At 57.8% G+C, this 26,359-nt stretch carries 29 protein-coding genes; 12 read left to right on the top strand and 17 right to left on the bottom strand.

The genetic code is table 11. The annotated features are described in order from the left end of the window. The first annotated feature begins 131 nt into the window (after positions 1 to 131). Complete coding sequence (locus tag EYC79_RS21690; protein WP_062427496.1) at positions 132 to 1,667, top strand: sensor histidine kinase; 1,536 nt, start codon at positions 132 to 134, stop codon at positions 1,665 to 1,667. 1 nt (position 1,668) lies between these two features. On the opposite strand, the gene EYC79_RS21685 is transcribed toward EYC79_RS21690, so the two are convergent. Both EYC79_RS21685 and cobT read right to left on the bottom strand, forming a co-directional pair. Further along, positions 1,669 to 2,088, bottom strand: coding sequence for a diacylglycerol kinase (locus tag EYC79_RS21685; protein ID WP_130979673.1), 420 nt, complete (start codon positions 2,086 to 2,088; stop codon positions 1,669 to 1,671). 7 nt (positions 2,089 to 2,095) lie between these two features. After that, positions 2,096 to 3,121 carry a nicotinate-nucleotide--dimethylbenzimidazole phosphoribosyltransferase gene (cobT, locus tag EYC79_RS21680; RefSeq protein WP_113226294.1) on the bottom strand — a complete coding sequence of 342 codons (1,026 nt, stop codon included), beginning with the start codon at positions 3,119 to 3,121 and terminating at the stop codon, positions 2,096 to 2,098. A gap of 191 nt (positions 3,122 to 3,312) precedes the next feature. Between cobT and cobS the strand changes: the two genes are divergently transcribed. From cobS to EYC79_RS21665, 3 genes are read left to right on the top strand one after another with little or no spacing between them, the layout of a single operon-like run. Then, positions 3,313 to 4,095 (top strand): adenosylcobinamide-GDP ribazoletransferase, encoded by a 783-nt coding sequence (gene cobS, locus EYC79_RS21675; protein ID WP_418123602.1) that lies wholly within the window; start codon positions 3,313 to 3,315, stop codon positions 4,093 to 4,095. 9 nt (positions 4,096 to 4,104) lie between these two features. Further along, positions 4,105 to 4,293: a DUF1289 domain-containing protein gene (locus tag EYC79_RS21670; protein WP_335625486.1), complete on the top strand. Its 189-nt coding sequence runs from the start codon at positions 4,105 to 4,107 to the stop codon at positions 4,291 to 4,293. After that, the gene (locus EYC79_RS21665; RefSeq protein WP_130979470.1) at positions 4,290 to 4,997 is read left to right on the top strand and encodes a retropepsin-like aspartic protease family protein; all 708 of its coding nucleotides are present in this window, start codon (positions 4,290 to 4,292) and stop codon (positions 4,995 to 4,997) included. The genes EYC79_RS21670 and EYC79_RS21665 overlap by 4 nt, the downstream gene beginning before the upstream one ends. Positions 4,998 to 5,003: 6 nt before the next feature. Here the strand turns inward: EYC79_RS21665 and EYC79_RS21660 are convergent, their stop codons facing one another. From EYC79_RS21660 to EYC79_RS21645, 4 genes are all read right to left on the bottom strand, one after another. Further along, the gene (locus EYC79_RS21660; RefSeq protein WP_130979469.1) at positions 5,004 to 5,765 is read right to left on the bottom strand and encodes an ABC transporter permease; all 762 of its coding nucleotides are present in this window, start codon (positions 5,763 to 5,765) and stop codon (positions 5,004 to 5,006) included. After that, positions 5,762 to 6,700: an ABC transporter ATP-binding protein gene (locus tag EYC79_RS21655; protein WP_062440788.1), complete on the bottom strand. Its 939-nt coding sequence runs from the start codon at positions 6,698 to 6,700 to the stop codon at positions 5,762 to 5,764. Before EYC79_RS21655 ends, EYC79_RS21660 begins: the two co-directional genes overlap by 4 nt. 402 nt (positions 6,701 to 7,102) lie before the next feature. Beyond that, a complete protein-coding gene (locus tag EYC79_RS21650; protein WP_130979468.1) occupies positions 7,103 to 8,272 on the bottom strand; it encodes an extensin-like domain-containing protein in 1,170 nt (389 codons plus the stop codon). A gap of 244 nt (positions 8,273 to 8,516) precedes the next feature. Next, entirely contained in the window at positions 8,517 to 10,334 is a 1,818-nt protein-coding gene (locus tag EYC79_RS21645) for a methyl-accepting chemotaxis protein (RefSeq protein WP_113327204.1), read from the bottom strand. Positions 10,335 to 10,608: 274 nt separating this feature from the next. On the opposite strand from EYC79_RS21645, the gene EYC79_RS21640 reads away from it, so the two are divergent. After that, entirely contained in the window at positions 10,609 to 10,920 is a 312-nt protein-coding gene (locus EYC79_RS21640) for a DUF1883 domain-containing protein (protein WP_130979467.1), read from the top strand. A gap of 69 nt (positions 10,921 to 10,989) precedes the next feature. Here the strand turns inward: EYC79_RS21640 and EYC79_RS21635 are convergent, their stop codons facing one another. Both EYC79_RS21635 and EYC79_RS21630 read right to left on the bottom strand, forming a co-directional pair. Further along, entirely contained in the window at positions 10,990 to 12,306 is a 1,317-nt protein-coding gene (locus tag EYC79_RS21635) for a replication-associated recombination protein A (RefSeq protein ID WP_112358247.1), read from the bottom strand. Then, positions 12,303 to 13,709 (bottom strand): DegQ family serine endoprotease, encoded by a 1,407-nt coding sequence (locus EYC79_RS21630; RefSeq protein ID WP_130979466.1) that lies wholly within the window; start codon positions 13,707 to 13,709, stop codon positions 12,303 to 12,305. Before EYC79_RS21630 ends, EYC79_RS21635 begins: the two co-directional genes overlap by 4 nt. A 172-nt stretch (positions 13,710 to 13,881) precedes the next feature. Here EYC79_RS21630 and EYC79_RS21625 point away from each other — a divergent pair, with 172 nt between their 5' ends. Further along, positions 13,882 to 14,235 carry a lysozyme inhibitor LprI family protein gene (locus EYC79_RS21625; RefSeq protein ID WP_062440774.1) on the top strand — a complete coding sequence of 118 codons (354 nt, stop codon included), beginning with the start codon at positions 13,882 to 13,884 and terminating at the stop codon, positions 14,233 to 14,235. On the opposite strand, the gene EYC79_RS21620 is transcribed toward EYC79_RS21625, so the two are convergent. The 3 genes from EYC79_RS21620 to EYC79_RS21615 are packed head-to-tail and all read right to left on the bottom strand — an operon-like array spanning position 14,232 to position 16,072. Next, positions 14,232 to 15,233 (bottom strand): serine hydrolase domain-containing protein, encoded by a 1,002-nt coding sequence (locus EYC79_RS21620; protein WP_130979465.1) that lies wholly within the window; start codon positions 15,231 to 15,233, stop codon positions 14,232 to 14,234. The genes EYC79_RS21625 and EYC79_RS21620 overlap by 4 nt on opposite strands. 6 nt (positions 15,234 to 15,239) lie before the next feature. Beyond that, positions 15,240 to 15,389, bottom strand: a complete 150-nt coding sequence (locus tag EYC79_RS23560) for a hypothetical protein (protein WP_165457095.1) — start codon at positions 15,387 to 15,389, stop codon at positions 15,240 to 15,242. A gap of 5 nt (positions 15,390 to 15,394) precedes the next feature. Beyond that, positions 15,395 to 16,072: an SDR family oxidoreductase gene (locus EYC79_RS21615; RefSeq protein WP_130979464.1), complete on the bottom strand. Its 678-nt coding sequence runs from the start codon at positions 16,070 to 16,072 to the stop codon at positions 15,395 to 15,397. A gap of 104 nt (positions 16,073 to 16,176) precedes the next feature. Here EYC79_RS21615 and EYC79_RS21610 point away from each other — a divergent pair, with 104 nt between their 5' ends. Beyond that, entirely contained in the window at positions 16,177 to 16,713 is a 537-nt protein-coding gene (locus EYC79_RS21610; RefSeq protein ID WP_165457094.1) for a GNAT family N-acetyltransferase, read from the top strand. Positions 16,714 to 16,868: 155 nt separating this feature from the next. Here the strand turns inward: EYC79_RS21610 and ilvD are convergent, their stop codons facing one another. Beyond that, positions 16,869 to 18,704: a dihydroxy-acid dehydratase gene (ilvD, locus tag EYC79_RS21605; RefSeq protein WP_062427511.1), complete on the bottom strand. Its 1,836-nt coding sequence runs from the start codon at positions 18,702 to 18,704 to the stop codon at positions 16,869 to 16,871. Between the two features lie 260 nt (positions 18,705 to 18,964). Between ilvD and EYC79_RS21600 the strand changes: the two genes are divergently transcribed. From EYC79_RS21600 to msrQ, 3 genes are all read left to right on the top strand, one after another. After that, positions 18,965 to 19,417, top strand: coding sequence for a hypothetical protein (locus EYC79_RS21600; RefSeq protein ID WP_130979462.1), 453 nt, complete (start codon positions 18,965 to 18,967; stop codon positions 19,415 to 19,417). Between the two features lie 191 nt (positions 19,418 to 19,608). Then, on the top strand, positions 19,609 to 20,550 hold the full coding sequence (gene msrP, locus EYC79_RS21595; protein WP_130979461.1) for a protein-methionine-sulfoxide reductase catalytic subunit MsrP: 942 nt from the start codon (positions 19,609 to 19,611) through the stop codon (positions 20,548 to 20,550). Position 20,551: 1 nt separating this feature from the next. Further along, positions 20,552 to 21,208, top strand: coding sequence for a protein-methionine-sulfoxide reductase heme-binding subunit MsrQ (msrQ, locus tag EYC79_RS21590; RefSeq protein ID WP_130979460.1), 657 nt, complete (start codon positions 20,552 to 20,554; stop codon positions 21,206 to 21,208). Here msrQ and EYC79_RS21585 read toward each other — a convergent pair. After that, complete coding sequence (locus tag EYC79_RS21585) at positions 21,183 to 21,590, bottom strand: ribosomal maturation YjgA family protein (protein ID WP_205654465.1); 408 nt, start codon at positions 21,588 to 21,590, stop codon at positions 21,183 to 21,185. The two genes, msrQ and EYC79_RS21585, sit on opposite strands and share 26 nt — an antisense overlap. A gap of 80 nt (positions 21,591 to 21,670) precedes the next feature. Between EYC79_RS21585 and EYC79_RS21580 the strand changes: the two genes are divergently transcribed. Together EYC79_RS21580 and EYC79_RS21575 are read left to right on the top strand one after the other, a co-directional pair. Then, entirely contained in the window at positions 21,671 to 22,528 is an 858-nt protein-coding gene (locus tag EYC79_RS21580) for a DUF817 domain-containing protein (RefSeq protein ID WP_112358240.1), read from the top strand. Between the two features lie 187 nt (positions 22,529 to 22,715). Continuing rightward, positions 22,716 to 23,093, top strand: a complete 378-nt coding sequence (locus EYC79_RS21575) for a hypothetical protein (RefSeq protein WP_112358239.1) — start codon at positions 22,716 to 22,718, stop codon at positions 23,091 to 23,093. A 595-nt stretch (positions 23,094 to 23,688) separates the two neighbouring features. On the opposite strand, the gene rplQ is transcribed toward EYC79_RS21575, so the two are convergent. The 4 genes from rplQ to rpsM all read right to left on the bottom strand — a co-directional run bounded on the left by rplQ (position 23,689) and on the right by rpsM (position 26,323). Then, entirely contained in the window at positions 23,689 to 24,114 is a 426-nt protein-coding gene (gene rplQ, locus EYC79_RS21570; protein WP_062427518.1) for a 50S ribosomal protein L17, read from the bottom strand. A gap of 117 nt (positions 24,115 to 24,231) precedes the next feature. Beyond that, complete coding sequence (locus tag EYC79_RS21565) at positions 24,232 to 25,242, bottom strand: DNA-directed RNA polymerase subunit alpha (protein ID WP_003495228.1); 1,011 nt, start codon at positions 25,240 to 25,242, stop codon at positions 24,232 to 24,234. A 185-nt stretch (positions 25,243 to 25,427) separates the two neighbouring features. Further along, the gene (gene rpsK, locus EYC79_RS21560) at positions 25,428 to 25,817 is read right to left on the bottom strand and encodes a 30S ribosomal protein S11 (protein ID WP_062427519.1); all 390 of its coding nucleotides are present in this window, start codon (positions 25,815 to 25,817) and stop codon (positions 25,428 to 25,430) included. Between the two features lie 137 nt (positions 25,818 to 25,954). Next, the gene (gene rpsM / locus EYC79_RS21555; protein ID WP_062427520.1) at positions 25,955 to 26,323 is read right to left on the bottom strand and encodes a 30S ribosomal protein S13; all 369 of its coding nucleotides are present in this window, start codon (positions 26,321 to 26,323) and stop codon (positions 25,955 to 25,957) included. Positions 26,324 to 26,359: the final 36 nt, after the last annotated feature.

The raw sequence follows: 26,359 nt of genomic DNA, 5'->3' as shown, positions 1-26,359 counted from the left end.
CTCCTGCCTGACTTTCGTCTCATATCCCAACAAACCCTTTGCAGAAATGGCAAACAAATCCTTTCGCGGCAGCATCTTCTTAAGACTTTACCGGTAACGTGCAAACATCTCGCATCGGTTTCGTTCAGTAGATGAGTAAAAGCGCCAGCAACATAGCCGACAAGAACATCGTCGATCGGTCTCGCACGCGGCGTAATAAAGCCGTGTTCGATGCCGTGAAGTCGACGCGCGAGCGGCTGCAATATGGCGGTGTCGGCACTGTGGCCTTCGAATGCGAAATGCTGCAGATGCATATCGCAGAGACGCTGTACGGCGCAACCATCATGCCGCTCTTCATCCTGCTGGCAACCGGCATCGGCGTCTATATCACCCGCGACATCGAGATCGTTGGCTGGACCCTTCTGGCGCTGAGCGGCCACGCCCTTGCGCTGATCTTTGCGCGCAAGGCGCAAAAGCAGACCATCACGCCCGCAAACGTCAACCGCTGGGTCAGCACGTTCCTTGCCGTGCAGATCATCATCGGCCTGATCTGGGCGCTTTTTGCCGGCTACCCGATGGGCGCCAAGGACGCGGCCTTGCCGATGTTCTACAAGGGCGCCACGCTGCTCATTGCGCTCTCCATCACCGCCATGTCCAACTTCATGTTGCGGCGGGCGATCTTGATGACTTTTCTTCCGGTGCTGATGGCGCTTGGCATCAATGCCGCCACCTCGCAGGATCCGATGGCAATCGGCATGGCGCTGATGTTCTTCATGGCCATGCTGTTTTGCCATTACATCACCAGGCGCCTGCACAATTCCAGCATCAAGCTTCTGTCCTTCCAGTCGGAAAAGGACGACCTGATCGCGGAACTGGAAGTGGCGAAGTCCATGTCGGATGAGGCAAGGCGCCGGGCGGAGGAAGCCAATCTCGCAAAGTCCCGCTTTCTGGCATCCATGTCGCATGAGCTGCGCACGCCGCTCAACGCCATCCTCGGCTTTTCCGAAGTCATGGCATCGGAAATCCTCGGGCCGCTCAACAACCCGCTCTACAAGGAATATTCGGGCGATATCCACCGCTCCGGCCAGCACCTGCTTGATCTGATCAACGAGATTCTGGATCTCTCCCGCATCGAGGCAGGCCGCTATGAGTTGCAGGAAGAGGCCGTGTCGCTCCTCGAAATCGCCGAAGACTGCGTCGGCATGATACAGCTGCGCGCACGCGGCAAGAATATCCGCATCGTCCAGCAGTTCGAGCGCAGCCTGCCGAGCGTCTGGGCAGATGAAAAGGCGCTCCGCCAGGTGATCCTCAACCTCCTGTCCAATGCCGTTAAATTCACCCCACAGGGCGGCGAGATTTCGATCAAGGCCGGTTGGACCGCACGTGGCGGCCAGTATGTCTCGATCAAGGACAACGGTCCGGGCATTCCAGAAGAAGAAATTCCAGTGGTGCTCTCTGCCTTCGGTCAGGGATCGATTGCTATCAAAAGCGCAGAACAGGGCACGGGTCTTGGCCTGCCGATCGTTCAGGCCATTCTCTCCAAGCATGATGGTCAGTTCGTGCTGAAATCGAAACTGCGCGAGGGAACCGAAACAATCGCAATCCTGCCGGCCAAGCGCATCCTGCAAACCGTCCCCGCAGTTGAAGACGTGCAGGCGGTGCAGCCACGCAAGCGATCTTTTGCGTGAATCAGATCGCGTTGACGCTAAAGAACACCGTTGAAATCAACGAGTAGAGAATAAAGCCGCCATTGGCGAGCAGAAGGCAGAAAACCGCAAAGGAGCCCAGATCCTTGGCGTTGCGGGCAGCGCTGGAAAACTCCGGCGAAACGCGGTCGACGATTTCCTCGATTGCCGTATTCAGCGCTTCCACACAGAAAAGCAGCAGCATCAGCAGGATGAAGATCAGATCATGCACCAGAGGTGCGTTGATGGCCGCCAGCAAAACAAGTCCTGCACCCAAGGCAATCACTTCATGACGAAACGCCGCCTCTTGCCAGAGGCGCTGAAGCCCTTGCAGCGAATAGCGTGCGGCGGCAAGCAGATGGCGAAAGCCGGTTTCCTTGCGGAAGACTGGCTCTGACACTGGGCTCTTGGGAAGGTTGTCCATCATCGCCTCAATGGTGAGCAGCACCGGTATCGACGCCGGCCTGCGCAAAGGTCGCCATGCCGGAGTGGCAGGCAGCAGCGGCCTTGACGATACCGGCTGCAAGTGCAGCACCGGTTCCCTCACCAAGACGCATGCCAAGTGCCAGAAGTGGCGTTTTGCCCAGCCGCTCCACCGCCGCCATGTGGCCTGGTTCGCCGGACACATGGCCGATCAGGCAGTGATCGAGGGCCGCAGGGTTTGCGGCTTTCAGCAGAGCGGCAGCCGCGGTTGCCACATAGCCGTCGATCAGGACCGGTATCTTTTCCACACGGGCTGCGAGGATCGCACCGGCCATGGCAGCGATTTCGCGACCGCCCAGTCTGCGCATAATTTCCAGTGGGTCGGAGAGATGATCCTTGTGGAACTCCACGGCAGCCTTCACAGCGGCGATCTTCCGCTCCATGACGTCACCTTGAGAGCCCGTGCCAGGACCGGTCCACTCTTCAGCCGTACCGCCATAAAGCGCCAGATTGATGGCAGCAGCAATCGTCGTGTTACCGATGCCCATTTCTCCGATGCAGAGCAGATCGGTGCCGCCTGCGATCGCTTCCATACCGAAGGCCATGGTGGCTGCGCAGTCCCGCTCGGAGAGTGCTGCCTCGCAGGTGATGTCACCGGTCGGGTAATCGAGGGCAAGGTCGAAAATCTTGAGACCAAGATCGTGGGTCACGCAGATCTGATTGATCGCGGCACCGCCTGCGGCGAAGTTCTCCACCATCTGCTGCGTCACGGAGGACGGATAAGGCGTCACACCGTTGCGGGTCACACCGTGGTTGCCGGCAAAGATCGCGACGAGCGGACGGTTAACGGCGGGTGCGCGACCCGACCAGGCGGCAAGCCACATGGCAATCTCTTCCAGACGACCCAGCGAACCGGCAGGCTTGGTCAGCTGCGCATTGCGTTCCTTGGCGGCAACCAGCGCATAGGTATCCGGTCCCGGCAGATCACGCAAAAGAACACGAAAATCGTCGAAAGGCAGGCCGCTCACGCTCATGGTATCGATCTTTCTCTCATGCCGAAGACTTGTGTTTTCCGGCAAATCGGTCTTTGTTGCGCCTCTCATAATCGGGGACGGGCAGAGGGACAACCTCTAAAGCATGTGGTGCAAACCAAGGACACGGTTTTGCGATACTATGACGCTCGCCGACAGCGCAACATTGGTCTTTCGAAATGCGGGAGAGCGGATTGATCCTGGACGGTTTTCTGACGCGGGTCATGCACGCACTCAGCTTTCTCAGTCGCATCCCTGTCCATGACAGCTTCTTTCAAGGTCGCAAGGTAGACATGCTGGCCGCCACCCGTGTCTTCCCCATAGCCGGGCTGCTGATCGCCCTGCCATCCGCCATTCTCGTCTCCATTCTCCATCACGCGCACGCCGACACGTTGCTGACAGCGACATTGGCTTTGGCTGTCACCACGGCTCTTACAGGCGCCTTGCATGAGGACGGGCTGGCAGACACCGCGGATGGTTTTGGCGGCGGGGCGGACAAGGAACGGTCCCTCACCATCATGAAGGACAGCCGCATCGGAAGTTATGGCGCCATCGCGCTGATCCTTTCCTTCATGGTCAGAGTTGCAGCCATCGCCGTCCTGATCCGCGAACTCCCCGGGCCTGCAAGTGCGGTCTCTCTGATCGCCGTGGCAAGCTTCAGCCGTGCTATGATGGTGTGGCACTGGCATGGTCTTCCACCTGCCCGCCAAGCTGGCGTTGCAGCCTCCATTGGCCAGCCAGGACCAACCGATCGAAACCACGCTCTTGCCTACGGCATCGTCATCGCCTGCATGGTGCTGTTTTTGTCATACGCTGTAGTTGCCGCAATCGTCGCGATCGCCGCCTCTTTCGCGGCCGCGCACCTGTTCAAACGTCTGTGTCTCCGCAAGATTGACGGGCACACCGGCGATACGATTGGCGCAACACAGCAAATCACCGAGATCGTGATGCTGGTCGCTCTTGCTCTCCTCGCCTGAAGAACAGATATGAAAATGATGGAAACACCTTGCATTCACGTCTGCCAGCTCAGCCCTGAAGGTCTTTGCACCGGTTGCCACCGGACAATCGCTGAAATCACCGGCTGGAGCGGCTTTACCGTCGCTGAAAGGCACAGGATCATGAGTGAGTTACCCAGACGCAAGACGGCGAAGGCGACAGGAATGGAGAGTGCATGAACAGGCTGACTTTGGTTCTTTTCATTCTTGGCATCGGCCTGGCACTTCTCTTGATCAACAACAGCAGCGGACAGACCTTCGGCATCGACAATGATCGATTCGCCAGTGCGCTCTATCTGACGCCGATTGCCGTTCTTCTTGCGGCCGGCATTCTGGCAGGCAGTCGCGGCAACCTGCCCACGGTGCTCCGCCAACTGGCCATCTGGCTCCTCATCATCTTGGGGCTCGCCGCAGGCTATCTTTACCGGGGAGACCTGCAGCGTTTCGGCGACAGGCTGATGGCAGGCCTTATTCCCGGTCGCGCCGTGGTGACGACAACATCCGACGGTGTGCAGGAAGTCATCCTCAGCAAATCCATGGGCGGCCATTTCGAGGCCGACGCCACGATCAACGGCGTCTCTGTCCATATGCTGGTGGATACCGGTGCAAGCTCCGTCGTCCTATCCAATGCCGACGCCGAGGCAGTCGGCATCAATCCGGACAATCTGAATTATACCGTCTCGGTGATGACCGCCAATGGACGCACATCGGCAGCCCCGGTGCGTCTGTCGGAGATCGCGGTCGGTCCGATTGTTCGGCGCAATGTCCCTGCCCTCGTCGCGCAGAAGGGTCAGCTGGATCAAAGCCTGCTCGGCATGACCTTCCTCTCGACCCTCGGATCGTTGCAGATGCAGACAGATCAGCTGACGCTTAGGGATCGGTAAGGCCGGTTAGTTGCGCAGCTTGTAACCCGTCCTGAACATCCAGCCGACGATGGCGAGGCACACGGTCAAAAAGCCGATGATCATCACGATGCTGATCAGCGGATTGACGTCGGCGATCTCGTAGAAGCTCCAGCGAAAGCCACTGATCAGATAAAGCACCGGATTGAAATGGCTGACCGTCTGCCAGAAGGGCGGCAGCATGTTGATCGAGTAGAAACTGCCGCCGAGGAAGGTCAAGGGCGGAACAACCAGCATCGGAATGAGGTTGAGCTGCTCGAAATTCGACGCCCACATACCGATGATGAAGCCGAACAGGCTGAAGCTGACGGCCGTCAGCACGAAGAACAGGACCATCATGAACGGATGGGCAATCGAGATATCGACGAAGAAAGACGCCGTGATCAAGATAATTGTACCGATCATCAGACCTTTGGTGGCCGCCGCTCCGACATAGCCTGCCAATATCTCCGTCATCGAGATCGGGGCGGAGAGAATTTCATACACGGTGCCGGTGAATTTCGGGAAATAGATGCCGAAGGAGCCATTGCTGACGCACTGCGTCAGCAGCGTCAGCATGATAAGGCCAGGCGTGATGAAAGCTCCATAGGAAACGCCCTCGACCTCCTGGATGCGCGATCCGATCGCGGTGCCGAAGACGATGAAATAGAGCGATGTCGAGATGACCGGCGAGATCACGCTTTGCAAAAGCGTGCGGCGCGTGCGTGCCATTTCGAACAGGTAGATGGACTTGATGGCTTCAAAATTCATTTCTGTCCTCCTACCAATGCAACGAAAATATCCTCGAGCGAGCTTTGTCGTGTCGAAATATCCTTGAAATGAATGCCCTCACCGGCAAGCGCTGACAAAAGCTCGGCGATCCGTCCCTGCTCTCCATTGCCGTCATACTCATAGGTCAGGCAGGTACCGTCTTCCGAAAGTTGCAGATGGAAAGGCGACAGGCTTTCGGGAAGCGTGGTGACCGGCGTCGTCAATTCCAGCGAAAGCTGCTTGCGGCCCAGCTTGCGCATCAGCGCAGTCTTTTCTTCCACCAACAGAAGTTCGCCGCCATTGATCACCCCGACGCGATCGGCGATTTCCTCGGCCTCTTCGATGTAATGGGTGGTCAGAATGATGGTGACGCCAGCGGACCGCAGCTCTTCGACAACCTTCCACATGTCACGCCGCAGCGCCACATCCACACCAGCCGTCGGCTCGTCGAGAAACAGAACCTTCGGCTCATGCGCCAGCGCCTTGGCGATCAGCACGCGGCGCTTCATGCCGCCGGAAAGCTCACGCAGCATATTGTCCTTCTTGTCCCACAGCGACAGGGATTTCAAAACGCGCTCGATCAGTTGAGGGTCTTTACGATAGCCATGCAATCCGCGGGAAAACGACACCGTGTTCCACACCGTCTCGAACTGGTCGGTCGTCAGTTCCTGTGGCACGAGCCCGATCAAAGCGCGTGTCTTGCGGAAATCCTTGACGACATCACTGCCGCCGACGAGCACGCTGCCCTCGCCCGGATTGACGAGACCACAGATGATCGAAATCAGCGTCGTCTTGCCAGCACCATTAGGGCCTAACAGCGCAAGGATTTCGCCCTCGTAGATATCAAGGGTGACGCCTTTCAGCGCCTGAAAGCCGTTGGCGTAAGATTTCGTCAGATTACGGATGGAAACGATGGGTTTGCGGGAAGGCGTCATGAATGATCTTTCGGCACGTTCTTGAACTGCTCATATAAAGCATTTCCAGCAAAAGTGTTGTCCGTTTTGCATCCGGAAGGGATCAAGACAAAAAGTTAGCTGGAGAGAGCGGAAACAACACACGCCGGTTGCAGTTCCGCAAATTTCACCAACGGCGTCATCTTCCTATCGTCCCTGTCATGAAGATGTGATGCTGATGTCGTAGAAATCGGCGTGACGGGTACCGGACTGTTCACCACAGGGCGCCCGTCCGGTTTTCAGCACCGCTCGACATTTTGAGACATACGGCAGTCATATTGAAAAACATTATTTTGGGCAGAGGCTACCCCCGCACTCTGCCCTGTTTTTTTGGCCCTGTTTTTGGGCAGTCGACATCCACCATCCGATCGAAGAGCAAGGCCATCAATCGCAGTGGCGATAACCGGACTTGCGTGTACGCAGGTCGAAGTGGAAGTGGTTCCAGTGGTTGGGGTCGCTACCCGGTCCGAGCACGGTAGAGAAATACTTGCAGCTGTCGGAGCGAACGGCCTTTAACAAGCCTTTCTCACGGAAGGCAAAGAAGCTCTTCTTGCGAACGTCGATCTCCTTGCCGTTCTTGAGCGTGATCGTTCCAATGTCGATGGCGTTACCGCGCGCATGCTCAGACCAGGGGTTGCTCGCCCTGGAATTCATCTTGCGGCAGGAGTAGCCACCCATCGGGGTGATACGGCCGACACCAGAGAAGTAACGGAAGCGAGAAGACGGCACGAGTTCGAACTTCACCCATTTGGCAAAGGCAAGCGTCACCTGGCAGTTCAGCTTTACAGCCGGGCGGATCGCAACGCCACTATCGAGACCGCTAAGCTCGATCGGGTAATCGATACCGCAGGTCGGACCATCGGCAATGCGCGCCACATCGCGAAAGGCGACACCCAATCGGCGAAGCTCTGTGCGACAGGCCACTTCGGAGGGTGGCATCATGCCGGGCGGCTGCGACATGCGCCGCTCCTGCGCCGGATTGTCCGGCATCAGCATCGCCACCTCTTCCACGGGCTGCGCCTGACGCTGACCGCTTGGCGGCGGCGGAATAAGGCGGGATTGATTGGCAAGCCCACGCGGTGCTTGCGGTGGCTGAGAAGCGGCACTGTCGGGAGCGGACACCTGCATATCCTGTTCCTCCGCAAGGCTCCGTCCCGGCGCCACGCCCAGTCCTGCATCCATGTTCACGCCCTCGTCACCCTCCGCCATCTGCGACGGCATGTGGGTTGACTGCGGCTGAACGGGCGCAAGGCGGCTCGCCTGCGCATCGAGCGTCGAGTAGCCCTGCCCGCTGGAGCTTAGCAGCGGATCACGCGATACCGGCGCCTCCGGCAGCGGCTGCGACAGGGCGGAATGGTCGTTGAAGGGAAGATCCTGGCTGACAGGTGCGGGCGGCGCACTGTAATTCTGCCGGCTGGAGGAGCGAATGGAACTGACCCGTGTCGCGCCATCGACCTCAGCGGGGGGCACAAGCCCCTCCGCTGAGCACGACACGATCACCGCCGACATTGTCATCAACGCCGCAAGACGACGCGGAAGGGAAACATACGCCATACCAGAACCTGTACCTTCAGCGACCGCAACACGCAGCGATCAGATCAAATTCTAAAGAAATCTGGTAAACGAACCCTTTGTGTCGACGCAAAGAAAGTGACCGGCAAAGGCTTGTATGTTCTGAAACGAAACAGCAGGCTCCCGAAAACCGCACAGTCGTAGCTGCGACCGAAGCGTTGCACTCATATGCGAAAACGAAAAGGGCGCCGCAAGCGACGCCCCGCTATCGGTATGGAAGTGAAAGTCAGGCCGCCCGCGACATCGAGCCTCCAGCAGAAAAGCTTCCAAGCTGGAACCGCGCCAGCAGCGAATGCAGCTTGCGGCTCTCTTCTGCCAGCGTTTCGCTCGCCGCCGTGGTTTCCTCCACCATTGCGGCATTCTGCTGGGTCATCTGGTCCATATGGTTGACGGAAGTGTTGATCTCCTGCAGTCCCGTCGCCTGCTCGCGAGCAGCCGTGGCAATCGAGTTCACGTGGCCGTCGACACGGTTGACCAGCGATACGATCTCCTCCAGCGCCTCTCCGGTGGACCGAACCAGCGTCACACCGCCACTCACCTGCTCTGCCGAGCTGTTGATCAGCGTCTTGATTTCCTTTGCAGCATTGGCGGAACGCTGAGCAAGTTCGCGAACCTCCTGCGCTACGACGGCAAAGCCACGACCGGCCTCACCGGCACGTGCGGCTTCGACACCAGCGTTCAAGGCGAGCAGGTTTGTCTGGAAAGCGATTTCATCGATGACGACGATGATCTGACCGATCTTGCGGGAAGACTCCTCGATCCGGTTCATGGCCTCCACTGCGCTGCGGACGATATCACCGGAGCGACCCGCGCTTTGCTTCGTCTCCGTTACCATCTGCCGCGCCTCGTTTGCGCGCTCGGACGCCGTGCGAACCGTTGCCGTGATCTCGTCGAGTGCAGCTGCCGTCTCTTCCAACGCCGCTGCCTGCTGTTCGGTACGGCGGGAAAGATTGCCCGTCGCCTCGCTGATATCGGAGGCGCTGGCGTTGACGACATCGCTGCTGCGCGAAATCGTTGCGATCACGTCCCGAAGGACGCCAACAGCGCTGTTGAAGTCGGCGCGCAGCTTGTCATATTCGGCACCCACCTGACCCACTTGAACAGTAAGATCGCCGCGCGCGAGGTTTTCCATAGCCTGCCCGAGCGAGTCCATGGCCTGGGCCTGGCGCTCGGAGGCGGAACGAAGCACATCCTCGCTTTCCCGGCGCGTATTCTCGATTGCCTTCTGTTGCTCGGCTTCGCGAAGCTGCAACTGGCTGCGCTCATTCACGGAGTTGCGAAGAACGAGCAGCGTCTTGGCCATGGCGCCGATCTCGTTGCGACGTTCGACGAACGGCACATCGGCCTCAGCGTTTCCATCCGCAATGCTGGACATGCTCGTCTTCAGCTTGCCAATCGGGCCTGAAACGCTGCGCACGACCGCGGTGGCGACGGCAAGAACGACGAGCGCGCTGATCAGGCAAATGCCGACATAGAGGGTTGCCTCGCGCCAGAACATGGCGTTCAGATCGTCAACATAGACACCTGTGCCAACAATCCAGCCCCAGGGTGCAAAGCCTTCGACATAAGAGAACTTGCCCACGGGATCAGGCGCGCCGGGCTTCGGCCACTGATAATCGACAAAGCCCTTCCCGCTCGCCTTCACGGTATTGACGAATTCGACAAAGAGAAACTTGCCGTTCGGATCCTTGTTTTTCGTCAGATCGGCACCGTTCAGCTCCGGCTTCACCGGATGCATGACCATTTTGGGACCCATGTCGTTGATCCAGAAATAGCCATTGCCATTGTCATAGCGCATCGCGGCAATCGAAGCCTTCGCCTGTTGCTGAGCGACCTCCCGAGTCAGCGTCCCGCTCTGTTCCAGACGATAATATTGATCGAGAATGCCGACAGCCGAATGCGTCAACGCCTCCAGCCCGGCCTTGCGCTCCCTCTCCATCCCGCCATAGCCACCGAACAGGCTTGATGTCAGCGCCGCCGCCAGTATCGCCAGAAACAATGCGACCAGCGCATAAAGCCGCGTGGAAATGGTGAGATGTTTCATACGTCAAATTCCCCCGAATGTGATCAATTATTGGTAATCTTAAAAAATTGACAAAAACATAAAGTGCACGCAGTGGTAGGTGGAAATATAATTTGGAAGGTAACGGCTCAGACAACACATTTGAGATAACGGCGTATTGTTTTTAGCTCGCAGTATCGTTGGGAGTTTGTCTCCTTAAAGCCTAAAAAAAGTTCGCACAGACTACACATCAAGTAATTTCGAATTAAGAAATCAGAATCATGATCTCTGCGCCGAATAAGACGACGAGATCGATATGCCAAAACCTAATTTTCGCTACACCCACTACGATCTCAAGGAGATCCGTACTGGTACCATTATTGAAGTATCTCTCAACGCGGTCGCCAACGTACGATTGATGACGGCCAGAAATTTCCAAAGATTCACAGAGCTTCTGGATTTCAAATATGTCGGCGGCGTTGCTCGAAAATCACCGCTGCGTCTGGCGATTCCCGAAACCGGCCATTGGCATGTCATCGTCGATGGTGAAGGCCACAATGGCTTGGCGGAATCCTCTGTGAAGATGCTGCCGGCAAATCCAGCAGCCGCCCAGCGCAAGAGCGCCTGATCAACCGTCCAACAGGAATGAGAAGCGAAGCGAAGCGCAGACAGCCAGCCCTAAAGCTGGTTTTGCGCTTCAACGAGGGTTGCGTTCCCGTCTCAGCTTCGACCACCAATCCAGGCGCTTGCGAATGTCGCGTTCAAAACCCCGGTCGGGCGGATCGTAGAAGGTAGTGCGCCCCATCTTTTCCGGGAAGTAATCCTGGCCTGAGAAGGCATCTGGTTCGTCGTGATCATAGCGATAGCCATCACCATAGCCCTCGCCCTTCATCAGCTTGGTCGGCGCATTGAGAATATGCTTGGGAGGCAGGAGCGATCCGTTCTCCTTGGCCGCCCGCATCGCGCTCTTGTAGGCGGTGTAGACCGCATTGGATTTCGGCGCCGTCGCCAGATAGACGCAGGCCTGCGCCAACGCCAGCTCCCCCTCCGGCGAGCCGAGATAATCATAGGCATCTTTCGCCGCATTGCAGATGACCAGCGCCTGCGGATCGGCAAGCCCGATATCCTCCACTGCCATACGCACCAGACGTCTGCCGAGATAAAGCGGATCTTCGCCCGCATCGAGCATTCGCGCCAGGTAATAAAGCGCTGCATCGGGATCGGAGCCGCGCACCGACTTATGAAGTGCAGAGATCAGATTATAGTGCCCGTCCTGACCCTTGTCATAGACCGGCGCCCGACGCTGAACGATGCGGGTCAGCCCCTCCGTATTGAACACCTCGCCTTCTCGCGCCGCACGCCAGACTTCCTCGGCGAGCGTCAGCACGGCGCGCCCGTCACCATCGGCCATGCGAAGCAGTGAGAGCCGCGCGTCTTCATCAAGCGGCAGCGGTTTGGCTTCCGCCTCCTCGGCACGCTTCAGGAGCTCCATCAGGCTCTCTTCGTCATGCGGCTTGAAGGTCAGAACGCGGGCACGCGACAGCAAAGCGGCATTCAGTTCGAAGGACGGGTTCTCGGTCGTTGCACCGACAAGGATGATGGTCCCATCTTCCATCACCGGCAAAAAGCTGTCCTGCTGAGCCCGGTTGAAGCGATGGATTTCGTCGACGAAGAGCAGCGTTTGCCGCCCGTTCATCCGCCGCGTCCTCGCAGCCTCGAACACCTTCTTCAGGTCGGCCACGCCGGAGAAGATTGCGGAAATCTGCTCAAAGGCGAGACCGGCTTCACCCGAAAGTAGCCGCGCAACGGTTGTCTTGCCCGTGCCCGGCGGCCCCCAGAAGATCATCGAGCCCAGCGAGCCGCTTTCGATCATGCGGCGCAGAACACCTTCCTCGCCCGTCAGATGCGGCTGACCTGTGACCTGTGCGATCGTGGTCGGCCGCAGCCTGTCTGCCAAAGGCCGCCGATTGGCGACCTCCGCTGGAATCTGAGGTGCGAAGAGGTCTCCGCTCATCGCAGAAACTGCCGCAGGCGCTGACCATCGCGAATGATCTCAAGACGCCAGAAGCCCGGATCGTCATGCAGCGCTTCCTCCATCTGGGCACTGGAGGTGATATCGGCGCCGTTCAACGACACGATGATATCCTTTGGCTGGAAGCCGACACGCGAAGCGGGCGAACCGCGCGCGACATCGACGATCACGACACCGGAGGGTGTTCCGACCATACGCAACTCATCGGCAAGCTTCGGCGAAAGATTGGCGACGGTGGCACCGGCAAATGGATTGCGACCCTCCAGCAGGCGCTCGTCACGCGGTGCCGTTTCCGGCGCAGTATCGAGCGCAATGGTGACGGTCTTTTCCTTGCCCTTGTCGATCAGCGCGATCTTGGCGGATTTGCCGATACCCGCCGTCGTCAGGCGATAACCCAGCGCATCCGGATGCTCCACCTCAATGCCGTTTACGGCAGTGACCACCTGGCCTGGCTCGATGCCCGCCTTCTCCGCAGGGCCACCCTTCACAACGCTGACGACAAGTGCGCCTCGCGCGCGCTTCAGCCCAAGAGCTTCCGCGACTTCGGAGGTAACCGGATCGAATGTTGCACCAACATAGGGCCGCTGGAAGCTCTTGTCGCCCTTTTCAGCCGCGGCCAGGAACACCTTGACCAGGTTCGCAGGGATGGCAAAGCCGATACCATTGGAGCCACCGCCGCGCGAAAAGATCGCCGTATTGATGCCGATCAGCTCGCCGTTCATGTTCATCAGTGCGCCACCGGAGTTGCCGGGATTGATCGAAGCATCCGTCTGGATGAAGAAGCCGAAATCGCCTTGCGTCACCTGATTGCGCGCCAAGGCTGAGACGATACCGCTGGTGACAGTTTGCCCCACACCGAACGGGTTACCGATGGCAAGCACCAGGTCACCGACTTCCGTGGCGTCCGAATTGCCAAGCGGCAGCACGGGGAACTGTTCCTTTGCATCGATCTGCAGCACCGCGAGATCGACACGGTCATCCTTCAGGAGAACCTTGGAGGGAAATTCACGACCATCGGCCAGCGCGACCTTGATATCGTCGGCGCCTTCGATGACGTGGTTGTTCGTCACCACCAGCCCGCTGGCCGAAACGATCACGCCGGAGCCCAGCGAAGATTGCTTTTCCGTGCGGTTCGGCAATTGCTGGCCAAAAAACTGTTCAAAGAACGGGTCGCCGGCAAAGGGCGAGGTGCGGCGCTGGACGATGCGCTCGGCATAAACGTTCACCACGGCACCGGATGTGCGCTTGACCAGCGGGGCAAAGGACAGCTGCATGTCCATGCGGCTGGCCGGCACCGCTTTAGCGTCCTGCGCCTGCGCACCCAAGGGCGCAAGAAGCAACGCCGCAAGAAAGCCGTGGGCCATGAATTTCAACACGCGCTGCATGTGATTCCTCATCTTCATCAATAGGATGCAGTTATAGCGTCTCAGCCTATAAATCAAAGGGCGGCAATATCATGACGCACGGCTTTACAAGCGAGCGCTTTACTTTCTTTGGAACTGGTTTCGAGGTCTGAGAATTGAACCGCCAAGATCTGATGAAAGATGAGACAGAAAAATGCAGTTTCGAAAACACGCTCTGGCCCTGTTTATTGTTTGCGCCTCCTATTCGCATGGATCGCCCGTCGGAGCCGCGAGCTTCGATTGCAGCAAGACTGATCTCGCGGCAGATGAGAAGACCATCTGCGAGAACCGCGCCCTGAATGATCAGGACGTGAAAATGGCCACCACCTTCGACATTCTCACTCAGCTCATGGCCATGGGGTCTCGTGATGCACTGAAAACCGAACAGAGCGAATGGCTGAAGCGTCGCCAGACCTGTGAAGCGGATGTCGCCTGCCTGACCAAGGCTTATGACGAGCGCATGGTGAAGCTTGGCGAAGCATTCCAGAGCATCAACCGCCCACTCTAACTCGCCGCGATGATATTCGTCATTAAACCATGCAACGCATCCCGGTAACCGGTGCGCGCCGAGGGCGCATCTTCCCGGGATGTCATGGCCACAGAGAGCTTTTTCGACGGCACGATATAGAGCATCTGCCCGCCATAGCCCCAGGCGTAGAATACCTTCTCTCCCGCCATTTCCTTGATGAACCAGCAATAGCCATAACCGTCGCCATTGAACACCGAGTTCGTTCGCTGCGTCCAGGACTGGTCGATCCATGACTGCGAGAGGATGCGCTCACCATCGGCGGTAACGCCACCACGCCGATACAATTCTCCGAAAGCCAAGAGCGAACGCGCCGTCATCGCCATCTGATTACCGCCCAGATAAATGCCCTGCGGATCACGTTCCCAGCTGCCGATGGCAAACCTATCGAGCGGCTTGAACCAGTCTCGGGCAAGCGCCAGCGTCGGGCGACCGGAGGCTTTCGTCAAAATGGCCGAGAGGAGATGCGTTGAGGCCGTCGAATAGAGCATGCCACCGCCCGGCTCGCCATCGAAGCCCGAGCCGAGAGCCGTGCGCACCCAGTTGCGGCTCGCGACCCAGCGCCCGTAATTCGGACCGGACATGCGTGCGAGACCAGACTGCATCGAAAGCAGATTGCCGATCGTAACGCGTTCCAGTCGCGGATCGGAGTTCGCGGGAAAGTCGGCTCTCAGCACCGAGGCAATAGGCTGATCGGCACCCTCCAGAATCTTGCGATCGATTGCCATGCCAACAAGGGCAGAGACGATCGACTTGGACGCGGACTTGATATTGGTCGATCCGTTGAGCGATGAACCATTATAGGCGCGCGAGGCAACCTCCTCGCTATCGACGCTGACGATCACTGCCTTCAGCGTCTGAAGAGAACCCGCCCCTTCCAGGATGGGATCGAATTTGGCGCCTGTGCCTGACGATTGCGCGCGAACCGCTGTGGCAAAAGGCAGGGAGGCGAGGAGTGCGAGTGCTGTGCGACGTTTCATGTTTACCTAGGTAAGCGCTGCCACGATCAAAGGAAGCAGCATCACCACCTTGTGACTCGCAAAGCGTCGATCGCGAAAAGGAGTCTCGAAACAATGCGTTTCAGCTTTTTCCTGAATCAAAACCTCAACGCCCTGATTCATTTTTTGAAGAAACACGAATGCTATTCCTCGTAGATCATCTTCCGCGTCATCCCACCATCCAGCACCAGAACCTGACCAGTCATGAAGCCGGCACCCGCCAAATAGAGCACACCATCGGCAATATCCTTCGGCCTGCCAACGCGCCCTACCGGGTGCTGCGCATGGTCCTTTTTGCGGAGATCGGCTTCATCGGTCACCCAACCCGGCGCAATCGCATTGACGCGTATCTTTGGCCCGAGACTGACAGCCAGCGCATGGGTTAAGGCAACAAGCCCACCCTTGGACGCGGCATAGGCTTCGGTTTCCGGCTCGGACATGAAGGCACGCGTTGAGACCATATTGACGATGCTCGCACCCTCGCCCATCAGCGGCACGGCGGACCTTGTCATCAGGAATGCTCCCGTCAAATGGCTATCGGTGACCTTGCGCCAATCGGCAAGCGACAGCTCATGGATCGGCCCATTCACCGGGCTTGCAATACCGGCGTTGTTGACGAGCAGTTCAAGCCCTTTCCAACCAAGCTGATCGAAGGCGGCAAGCACTGAGGTCTCATTTCCCACGTCACACAGAATGTTGCGCGCCGCTGTCTTGGTGTCCTTGATGTCGAAGCACGCAACGGTCCAGCCGTCGTCCAACAGAGCCTCGATAATTCCCGCCCCGATCAAGCCACCGCCGCCGGTCACAACTGCCCGCTTCATGATTTTCTCCCTAGCAATTCATGCGGCAACGTTTCCGATTGGCTGGTTGTTCCGATGCTGAAACAAGGGTTGCGTCGACGAACGTCTCACGCATGATGAGGTCCATGAGCAAGGTCGCCACCTATCCTATCGTGCTGACGTCGAGACGGCTCCTGCTGCGACCGCTGAAAATTGCGGACGCCGCAGGGCTCGCGCGGATGACAAACGATCCACTGGTCACACGCAATCTGCTTAAAACCGCAATGCCTTTTACCACCGCCGATGCAAGAGAACTGATCTTGCGAGCCCGAAAAAAGAAGAGCCCGGTTTGGGCCATCGACACCGGTCAACTCGTTGGTCTGATCGGCCTTGCGGGTGAATTCGGCTATTGGCTCGGCCGCAGCGCTTGGGGCAGAGGCTTTGCCTCTGAGGCAGCATGTCTTGTCATCAACCATGCTTTCGAGTGCCTTGAGATCGACGCTCTTCATGCCAGCCCGATTGCGGACAACAAAGCATCTCGTCATCTGCTGGAAAAGCTGGGGTTTGAAAGGAACGGCGTCGCCAGAGCCTTTTGCTCTGAGCGTAGCAAGGTGGTGCCCCTTATCCGTTACAAGCTTGAGCGGCTGACATGGGAAAAAGCTCAAAGCCGCGACCGAAGATGAAGGTGAAGTCTCAGCCCTTATCCAGAATCAGCATGGTGATCAGGACCTGATTCAATCTCATAACCAAACCTCCCAATCCGTTGGAGAAAATAAAAAAACGCCCGTGTCAGGGCGTTTTCCATTTAAAAAAGATCATGCTGAGGCCCGGAGAAAAGTCACTCCGGCAGAATGCGAACAGCACCCTTATCTGCACTGGATGCAAAGGCTGCATAGGCCTTCAGCGCGGTGGTGACGTTGCGCTTGCGGAACTCCGCCGGCTTCCAGCCAAGCTGGTCCTGCTCTGCGCGACGCGCCGCAAGTTCGGCGTCCGAAACCTTGAGGTTGATCGTGCGGTTCGGGATGTCGATCTCGATGAGATCGCCCTGACGCACGAGGCCGATGGCGCCGCCCTGGGCCGCTTCCGGAGAGGCGTGGCCGATGGAAAGGCCCGACGTGCCGCCGGAGAAACGACCATCGGTGATCAAGGCGCAGGCTTTGCCCAGACCCTTGGATTTCAGATAGCTCGTCGGATAGAGCATTTCCTGCATGCCGGGGCCGCCCTTCGGGCCTTCGTAACGGATGACGACGACATCGCCCGCCTTGACTTCGTTGGAGAGAATGCCCTTCACCGCAGCATCCTGGCTTTCATAGACAACAGCGCTGCCATTGAACTTCAAGATGCTCTCGTCCACACCCGCCGTCTTTACGATGCAGCCATCCAGCGCGATGTTGCCGTAAAGAACGGCAAGACCGCCGTCCTTCGAGAAAGGCTTTTCGACTGAGCGGATAACGCCGTTTTCGCTGTCGGTATCGAGATCGTCCCAGCGTGAAGACTGGCTGAAGGCAACCTGGGTCGGCACGCCACCAGGCGCCGCCTTGAAGAACTCGCGCACCGTTTCGGAATTGGTGCGGGTAATATCCCAGCGGTCGATGGCGTCACCCAGCGTGGGCTCATGAACAGTATGGCAATCGCGATTGATGAGACCGCCGCGGTCGAGTTCACCGAGAATACGCATGATGCCGCCGGCGCGGTGCACATCTTCCATATGCACGTCCTGCTTGGCAGGCGCGACCTTGGAAAGGCAAGGAACCTTGCGCGAAAGCCGGTCGATGTCTTCCATCGTAAATTCGATTCCGCCTTCATGCGCCGCTGCCAGAATATGCAGAACCGTATTGGTGGAACCGCCCATGGCGATATCGAGCGACATGGCGTTCTCGAATGCAGCCTTTGAAGCGATGGTGCGCGGCAGCACGGTCTCGTCATCCTGCTCGTAATAGCGACGTGCCAGATCGACGATCAGGTGACCGGCCTCGACAAACAGACGCTTGCGATCGGAGTGGGTCGCCAGCGTCGAGCCGTTGCCAGGCAGAGAAAGACCAAGCGCCTCCGTCAAACAGTTCATCGAGTTGGCCGTGAACATGCCCGAGCACGAACCGCAGGTCGGACAGGCGGAGCGCTCGATGATCTTTACGTCTTCATCGGAAACCTTGTCATCGGCAGCCGCAACCATGGCATCGACCAGATCGAGCGCAACGGTCTTGCCGTGCAGGACGACCTTACCGGCTTCCATCGGGCCGCCGGAAACGAAGACGGCCGGGATGTTGAGACGCATCGCGGCATTCAGCATGCCGGGCGTGATCTTGTCGCAATTGGAGATGCAGACCATGGCATCTGCGCAATGCGCATTGACCATATATTCGACCGAGTCTGCGATGATCTCGCGCGACGGCAGCGAATAGAGCATGCCATCGTGACCCATGGCGATACCATCATCCACGGCGATCGTATTGAATTCCTTGGCAACACCGCCGGCCGCCTCGATCTCGCGTGCGACGAGCTGACCAAGATCCTTCAGGTGAACGTGACCAGGCACGAACTGCGTGAAGGAGTTCACCACCGCAATGATCGGCTTGCCGAAATCGCCATCCTTCATGCCGGTGGCGCGCCAAAGGCCACGCGCACCCGCCATGTTGCGGCCATGGGTTGTCGTTCTGGAGCGATAGACAGGCATCTCGTTATTCCTCGGTTCTCTCAAACTCGCGGGCATATCTCCCAGGTACATCAACGCGCCCTGCCCGCTTAAAATCTGACGCGTCTTCTACTCCATTCGCAAACTCCTGTCACTGTCACCTTGCGGCAAAACAGTACGGTGCGGTACGGTACGCCAATTCATTTGTTTCTCACCTGTAATCAGCGTGATACGATGCGTGGCACGCACAGGTGCCAGTTGACGCGACTGTCTGTGAGGACGATCCAGGGTTGGAGATTTCAATGATCGTAATGCTTCTGCGGACACTCAGAATAGCGCCAGCATCGTTGTTGGCGTTAACCTGCGTGTCCCAGGCAGCCGAAGTAAAAGTCCAACAGGTTCAGGTAGCAGTTCTCCTTGACGCGTCCAAGGAGCCGCTCATCGCGACAGCAGCCTGCGACAGCGGCAGGAACTGCGGCATCATTTCGGAACCAAAGCTCGGCATTACGGTGGGTATCGAGTTAGGTCAGGCAAACGGTATCGACGCAAACACACTGACCGTTGCCTGCGCGTCGCCCTGCTCGTTCCATACAGGTCAAGCGCGTATCACCTTTAGGGGCCAGGAGACCTTCAATCTTTTCGAGGGCGAGTCCCCCGGCGTCATGCACTATCTCGTCCAGCGCCCGAGGAAAAAAATCGGCGAAATCTCCGTCATTACAGTACCCAGCGAACCAATCCTTCGTCCACCTATCTGACCAGAATCTAGACCTTGTTTTACAAAGGAGTGCGCTCGCTCGTCATAGCAGACGAACATATCGCATCGCGTTTTCACTTTCGCGCGATTAAGTGAACCGACGCCTGTTGTTTGCCGTAAACCAGGATCATATCATATGGACCTGCCTCATCATGCACGTCCGGTGCAGCACCTGTTTCTCAGGAGATTTCGATGCCCGTCTATCGCCCACCCCGTATCGCCTCCAGCGAAATCACGCCGCGCGATGTTTATCTCTCCAGGCGTCGCTTTCTCGGCACGGCGGCTGGGCTCGCAGCCATTGGCCTGACGGGTCGCGAGGCAATCGCAGCGCCACTGACGGCAAAGCCGGGCGCCTACAAGCTGGATGAACAACTGACGCCGCTTGATGCCGTCACCAGCTACAATAACTTCTATGAATTCGGCGTCGGAAAATCCGACCCGAAAGAAAACTCCGGCAAGTTCAAACCGACGCCGTGGACCGTGAAGGTCGATGGCCTCGTCGGCAAGCCAAAAGAGTTCGGGCTGGAAGAGCTGATTAAGTTCGACCTCGAGGAACGTACTTACCGCATGCGCTGCGTCGAAGGCTGGTCGATGGCGATCCCGTGGATCGGCTTCCCCCTGGCAAGCCTTCTCGACAAGGTAGAGCCGCTCGGCAGTGCGAAATTCGTTTCCTTCGAGACCGTCGTTCGCCCCGATGAGATGCCGGGTCAAAGCGGGCTCTTCCAGCCGCTCAACTGGCCCTATGTCGAAGGCCTGCGCCTCGACGAGGCCCGTCATCCACTGACCATCCTGGCTGTCGGCCTCTATGGCGAGACGTTGCCGAACCAGAACGGCGCGCCGATCCGCCTCGTGGTTCCTTGGAAATACGGCTTCAAGGGCATCAAGTCGATCGTCCGCATTTCGCTGGTCGAGAAACAGCCCGAAACCACGTGGAAAAACTCCAACGCGCGGGAATATGGCTTCTATTCCAACGTCAATCCCAACGTCGATCATCCCCGCTGGAGCCAGGCCACCGAGCAGCGCATCGGCGAAGGCGGCTTCTTCGGCGTCAAGAACCGGCCGACGCTGATGTTCAACGGCTATGAAGACGTTGCGAGCCTCTATACCGGCCTGGACTTGAAGGCGAATTATTGACATGGCATTCGCCCTGCCCCTGCCCTCTTTGCCCAAACGCTACCAGCCCGCCGCCATCTGGGCACTTTACATTCTCGGCCTCTGTCCCGGCCTCTGGTATTTTTACCTGGCCGCGACAGGTGGGCTTGGCTTTAATCCCGTCAAGGATTTCGAGCATCTGCTGGGCATCTGGGCTCTGCGCTTCCTCTGCCTTGGGCTGCTGGTGACCCCACTGCGCGATCTGTTCAACATCAACCTGATTGTCTATCGACGCGCCCTCGGCCTCTTGGCCTTCTACTATGTGCTGGCGCACTTTGCGGTCTATTTGACGCTCGATCGCGGTTTGGTCTTCAGCTCCATCATTGGCGATGTTCTGAGACGCCCCTACATCATGTTCGGCATGGCGGGACTGGCGATGCTTCTGCCCCTGGCATTGACCTCGAACCGCTGGTCGATCCGCAAGCTCGGCTCGCGATGGAACACGCTCCATAAGCTCGCCTACCCGGTGCTCATCGTCGCCGTTCTTCACTTCGTTCTGGCGCGCAAGAGCCTGACGCTGGAACCGGCTTTCTACATCACCCTCACGATCCTGCTCCTCGGCTATCGCCTGATCCGGCCAACCATCATGGCGCGGCGCAGAGCCCGCAGAGACGCTACCGCCTCGCGACCTGCAGCGTGATCGCGGCAGCCATTCCGATACCGGCGAAATAGCAAAGGATATTCCACGGCGAGAACACGCGGCCGAGCAGCAAGGTGCCGGTCGCCGTGTCGCGGAATGTATCCAGCGCTGGGAAATGCACCAATCTCAACAACTCCACAGCGATAGCGAAGCAGCACGTGGCGGCGATGATGAAAAGCTGCGTTCTGCGGTTCACGAATAGCAGCGCCACCAGGAGATAGACCATCGCGCCCCACAACACCGAACCGCCATATTTGACGATGAGGAATGGCAGTCCGATCATGTATCCGTAACGCCGCAGCGCCAGTCCCGCCAGAATGACGAGGATAAGGCCCGACAGGATGAGCAATCGGGACGCATAAAATTTGCCGCTATCGATCATCATCATCCTGCCTTACGTCGATTCCCTCACCCATTTCTCGACGCCGGTAAACAGGAGCATAGACCTTGGTATCCGATACAATGTTTCCGGCAACCCGTCTGTCATTCCTGGATCATTATCTTTGCGACGCGCGGCCTTGGGGAGGCTTGAGCGGCTTCAGGCGCTTTGCCGTTGAATTCCTCTACTTCGGTATCAAGAATGCCAGAGCCTGCCTATTTGCCGGGCTGTTCTTCCTGTCCATTTTTCTGGTGCCGCGGGCCGGCCTCCTCGGCCTGCCACGCTACGATGTTCTCCTCGTCATTGCGTTGACGATCCAGATCTTCATGATCTGGAGCAAGCTCGAGACGCTCGATGAGGCGAAAGCGATCTTCCTGTTCCATATCGTCGGCTTCGCGCTGGAATTGTTCAAAACGTCCGGCACCATCCAGTCATGGTCCTATCAGGACTTCGCTTACAGCAAAGTCTTTGGTGTGCCTCTGTTTTCCGGCTTTATGTACGCGGCCGTCGGCAGCTACATCATTCAAGCGTGGCGGCTATTCGATTTGAGAATTCGCCATCATCCGCCTTACTGGATGGCAACGCTGATCGCGCTTGCGATCTACGCCAACTTCTTCACCCATCACTATATTGGCGACTATCGCTGGTACATCGCCGCCTGCGCGCTGGGCCTTTATGCCCGCACCACAGTGACCTACCGCCCTTACGACAGGGATCGGAAAATGCCACTGCTTCTTTCCTTCATCCTCATCGGCTTCTTCGTTTGGCTGGCGGAAAACATCTCTACCTTCTTTGCCATCTGGAGCTACCCCAACCAACTCGGCGCATGGTCCGCAGTGAGCCTCGGCAAATGGAGTTCATGGTCGCTGCTCGTCATCATGACCTTCACCATCGTCTGCCATTTGAAGCATATCAAACACAGAATCTTCATCCCGGAGTAGAGGCAGACTACAAACACACCTAAAGGTTTGGTTTCACTCCCAAAAATCGTACGAGAAACCACAATTTACAGACCTTCAGATGAGGCCTATTTTCAAGTCTTATGCCCGATAACGGCCGCCGACATGACGTCGTGAAGATCTGCGTGATGACCACGAAACGTTCTGCCTCTCTTGAAAGGAACCGGCGTTGCGTATTGGTATCTTCATTCTTCTGGCAAGCCTGTCCAGCGCTCCGGCTTTAGCCGCCTCCACCGCCAAGCCTGGCCCGTCCCAGACGGATTACATGTTCCAGTGTGGAGCGACCTTCATCATCAACGCCCACGCGTTGCAGGATGGTCCAAAATCCGCCAAGGCGAGAGCGCAGGCGCAGGCTTACGAGAGCAGGTTCAACAAACTTGCTGCGATGGCGGAAGCGTCTTTCGAAGAGAACAGAATGTCGAAGTCGGAAGCCCGGACCTACCTGCAGAAGCACGTCGACACGATGTCCGCGATCTTTGCCAAAGACCCCGACTCCATGAAGCGCTTCGTCACGCTTTGCGACGCTCGTTTCCCAGAAAAACAGTAGGCCGGTCAAAGCCTCTCGTGGACGGACGCCGGGGTATCTCGCAATGGCGTCATTCGCACAACGAAGGTGCGCCGCATGAGCAATAGCCACCGGTGTTTGCTGCGTTGTCCCGTAGCAGCAACGAGCAGAGCTGATAGCGAGAGGCGTCAGACTACACCCTCCGACGTCGTTTAACCGGTATAGCCAGAGCAAACCACGTCCGGAAAAATCGATCGGCATTTTCGACCACTATTGGGCAAGAAAGCCGCGACGCTTCAAAGTGTCCCTGCACTAGCCTGTGTCGGCCGATACAAACCGCGTTGGTGTCACAGTGCTGGCCACACCGCGACTTGAGACATCAATGCATGAACCGGTAGGTTCTGACAGCATCGGCCCGAAAATCGAAATCGATTTTCGCAAATCACAATGCTTAGATCAAAGAAGATGGACCGTCCTTCGGTCGTCCAATAGGGAGCATCACGCTCTAGACATTTCGACACCGGTCATCCAACCGCTTCCCCACCATGCCGGACCACCAGCACGACCATACAAGAACGCAAAAAAGCCGGGTGATCGCTCACCCGGCTTCTCAAGTCTTGATGCTTAAGCGCGAGGCTTATGCAGCTTCGGCAGCAGCCGTCTCAGCAGCAACGCGAGCCTTGTCGGCTGCGCCCTTGGCGTCGACGTCGCGCTCGACGAATTCAACGACAGCCATGGCCGCGTTGTCGCCTTGACGGAAGCCAGCCTTCATGATGCGGATGTAGCCGCCGTTACGGTTTGCGTAACGAGCTGCAATCGCGTCGAAGAGCTTACGGACAGCGTCCTGGTCCTTGATCTGCGAGATGGCCTGACGACGAGCGTGCAGGTCACCGCGCTTGCCGAGCGTGACCAGCTTTTCTACGATCGGGCGAATTTCCTTCGCCTTCGGCAGAGTGGTGACGATCTGCTCATGGGTGATGAGCGAAGCAGCCATGTTGGCAAACATTGCCTTGCGGTGGCTGGCGGTTCTATTGAGCTTGCGGCCTGAATTTCCGTGGCGCATTGCTATTCTCCTTTAGTGCAGGTTCCCTATCCGGTCCTGCCGTTTCCTGGCACATGCAGACGACTGGTCTGCTGTTTGACGGGGAAAGGCAGTCTTTGAGGGCCTGCCTTTTCTTTGTTAGTACTGGTCTTCGTAACGCTTAGCGAGATCTTCGATGTTCTCTGGTGGCCATGCGGGCACTTCCATGCCGAGATGCAGACCCATGGAAGCGAGAACTTCCTTGATTTCGTTGAGCGACTTGCGACCGAAGTTCGGCGTGCGAAGCATTTCGGCTTCGGTCTTCTGGATCAGGTCGCCGATATAAACGATGTTGTCGTTCTTCAGGCAGTTTGCCGAACGAACGGACAGCTCGAGCTCGTCGACCTTCTTGAGAAGTGCCGGGTTGAACGCCAGTTCCGTAACCGATTCTTCTTCTGCTTCCTTCTGCGGCTCGTCGAAGTTGACGAACACGCCAAGTTGGTCCTGAAGAATACGAGCGGCGAAGGCAACGGCGTCTTCGCCGGAAACCGAACCGTTGGTCTCGATCGTCATGATCAGCTTGTCATAGTCGAGAACCTGACCTTCACGGGTGTTTTCCACCTTGTAGGACACTTTCTTGACCGGAGAATAAAGGCTGTCCACAGGGATGAGGCCGATCGGGGCATCTTCCGCGCGGTTACGCTCTGCAGGCACATAGCCCTTGCCGTTGTTGACGGTGAATTCCATGCGGATTTCAGCGCCATCGTCGAGCGTGCAGATGACATGGTCGGGGTTCAGGATCTCGATGTCGCCAACCGTCTGGATATCGCCAGCGGTAACGGCACCAGGGCCCTGCTTGCGCACGACCATGCGCTTGGAGTCATCGCCGTCCATCTTGATGGCGATTTCCTTGATGTTGAGCACGATATCCGTCACATCTTCCCGAACGCCGGGGATGGAGGAGAACTCGTGCAGGACGCCGTCGATCTGCACGGCAGTCACAGCGGCGCCACGCAGAGACGACAGGAGCACGCGACGCAGCGCGTTGCCGAGCGTCAGACCGAAACCACGCTCCAGCGGCTCAGCAACAAGCGTTGCCTTGGTGCGGCTGGAGGACGTGAACTCGACCTTGTTCGGCTTGATCAGTTCCTGCCAATTCTTTTGAATCATCTTTAAACCTTCCGTTCGCCGCCACCATCCAATCGTGGCGGACCGAGCATGATCACCGAGAGGAACCGCAAAGGTTCATCGGAGGGTTTCAAGCGTAAGCACACCGGCCACGCCGGCAACCACACGCCGATTACGCGAAAATTCCGCCAGACCGATGGAAAGGCGGAACCTCCAGACAGAACGCGTTAGACGCGGCGCTTCTTGCGCGGGCGGCAACCGTTGTGCGGGATCGGCGTCACGTCGCGGATGGAAGTGATGAGGAAACCGGCAGCCTGCAGAGCGCGAAGTGCGGACTCACGACCCGAACCCGGACCGCAAACCTCGACCTCAAGCGACTTCATGCCGTGTTCCTGAGCCTTCTTGGCGCAATCTTCAGCAGCGATCTGGGCAGCGAACGGGGTCGACTTACGCGAACCCTTGAAGCCCTTGGCACCAGCAGACGACCAGGCAATCGCGTTGCCCTGTGCGTCGGTGATGGTGATCATCGTGTTGTTGAAGGTCGAGTTGACGTGCGCTACACCCGACGTGATATTTTTGCGTTCGCGACGGCGTACGCGTGCGGCTTCCTTGGCCATGATAGTCCTTTCATTGATCTCTTCACCGCCGTAACACCAGCGGCTACACCGGCACGCCGCCCGCTTGCGGGCATTGCGCCAAACTCAGAAAGGCTGGCGCGGTTCGCACCAGCCTCCTCTTCCGCATAAACGGAAAATTACTTCTTCTTGCCCGCGATGGCCTTCGCTGGACCCTTACGGGTACGAGCGTTGGTGTGCGTGCGCTGACCGCGAACCGGAAGGCCACGGCGGTGGCGCAGGCCACGATAGCAACCGAGGTCCATGAGGCGCTTGATGTTCATCGCAGTTTCGCGACGAAGATCGCCTTCGACCTGGTAATCGCGGTCGATGGTTTCGCGGATCTGAAGGACTTCAGCGTCCGTCAGCTGATGAACGCGCTTGTCGGCCGAGAGACCAACCTTGTTCATGATTTCCTGCGCGAATTTCGGACCGATCCCGTGAATATAGGTCAAAGCGATAACAACGCGCTTAGCCGTCGGGATGTTGACGCCAGCGATACGTGCCACGTCTATTCTCCTTGCGTTCCAGTTGCCATCCGGCAA

The organism is Agrobacterium cavarae (genome assembly GCF_004310285.1).
Classification (GTDB): domain Bacteria; phylum Pseudomonadota; class Alphaproteobacteria; order Rhizobiales; family Rhizobiaceae; genus Agrobacterium; species Agrobacterium cavarae.
The sequence above is the reverse complement of the archived record's forward strand: the minus strand, read 5'-3'. Positions and strand labels throughout refer to the sequence as shown.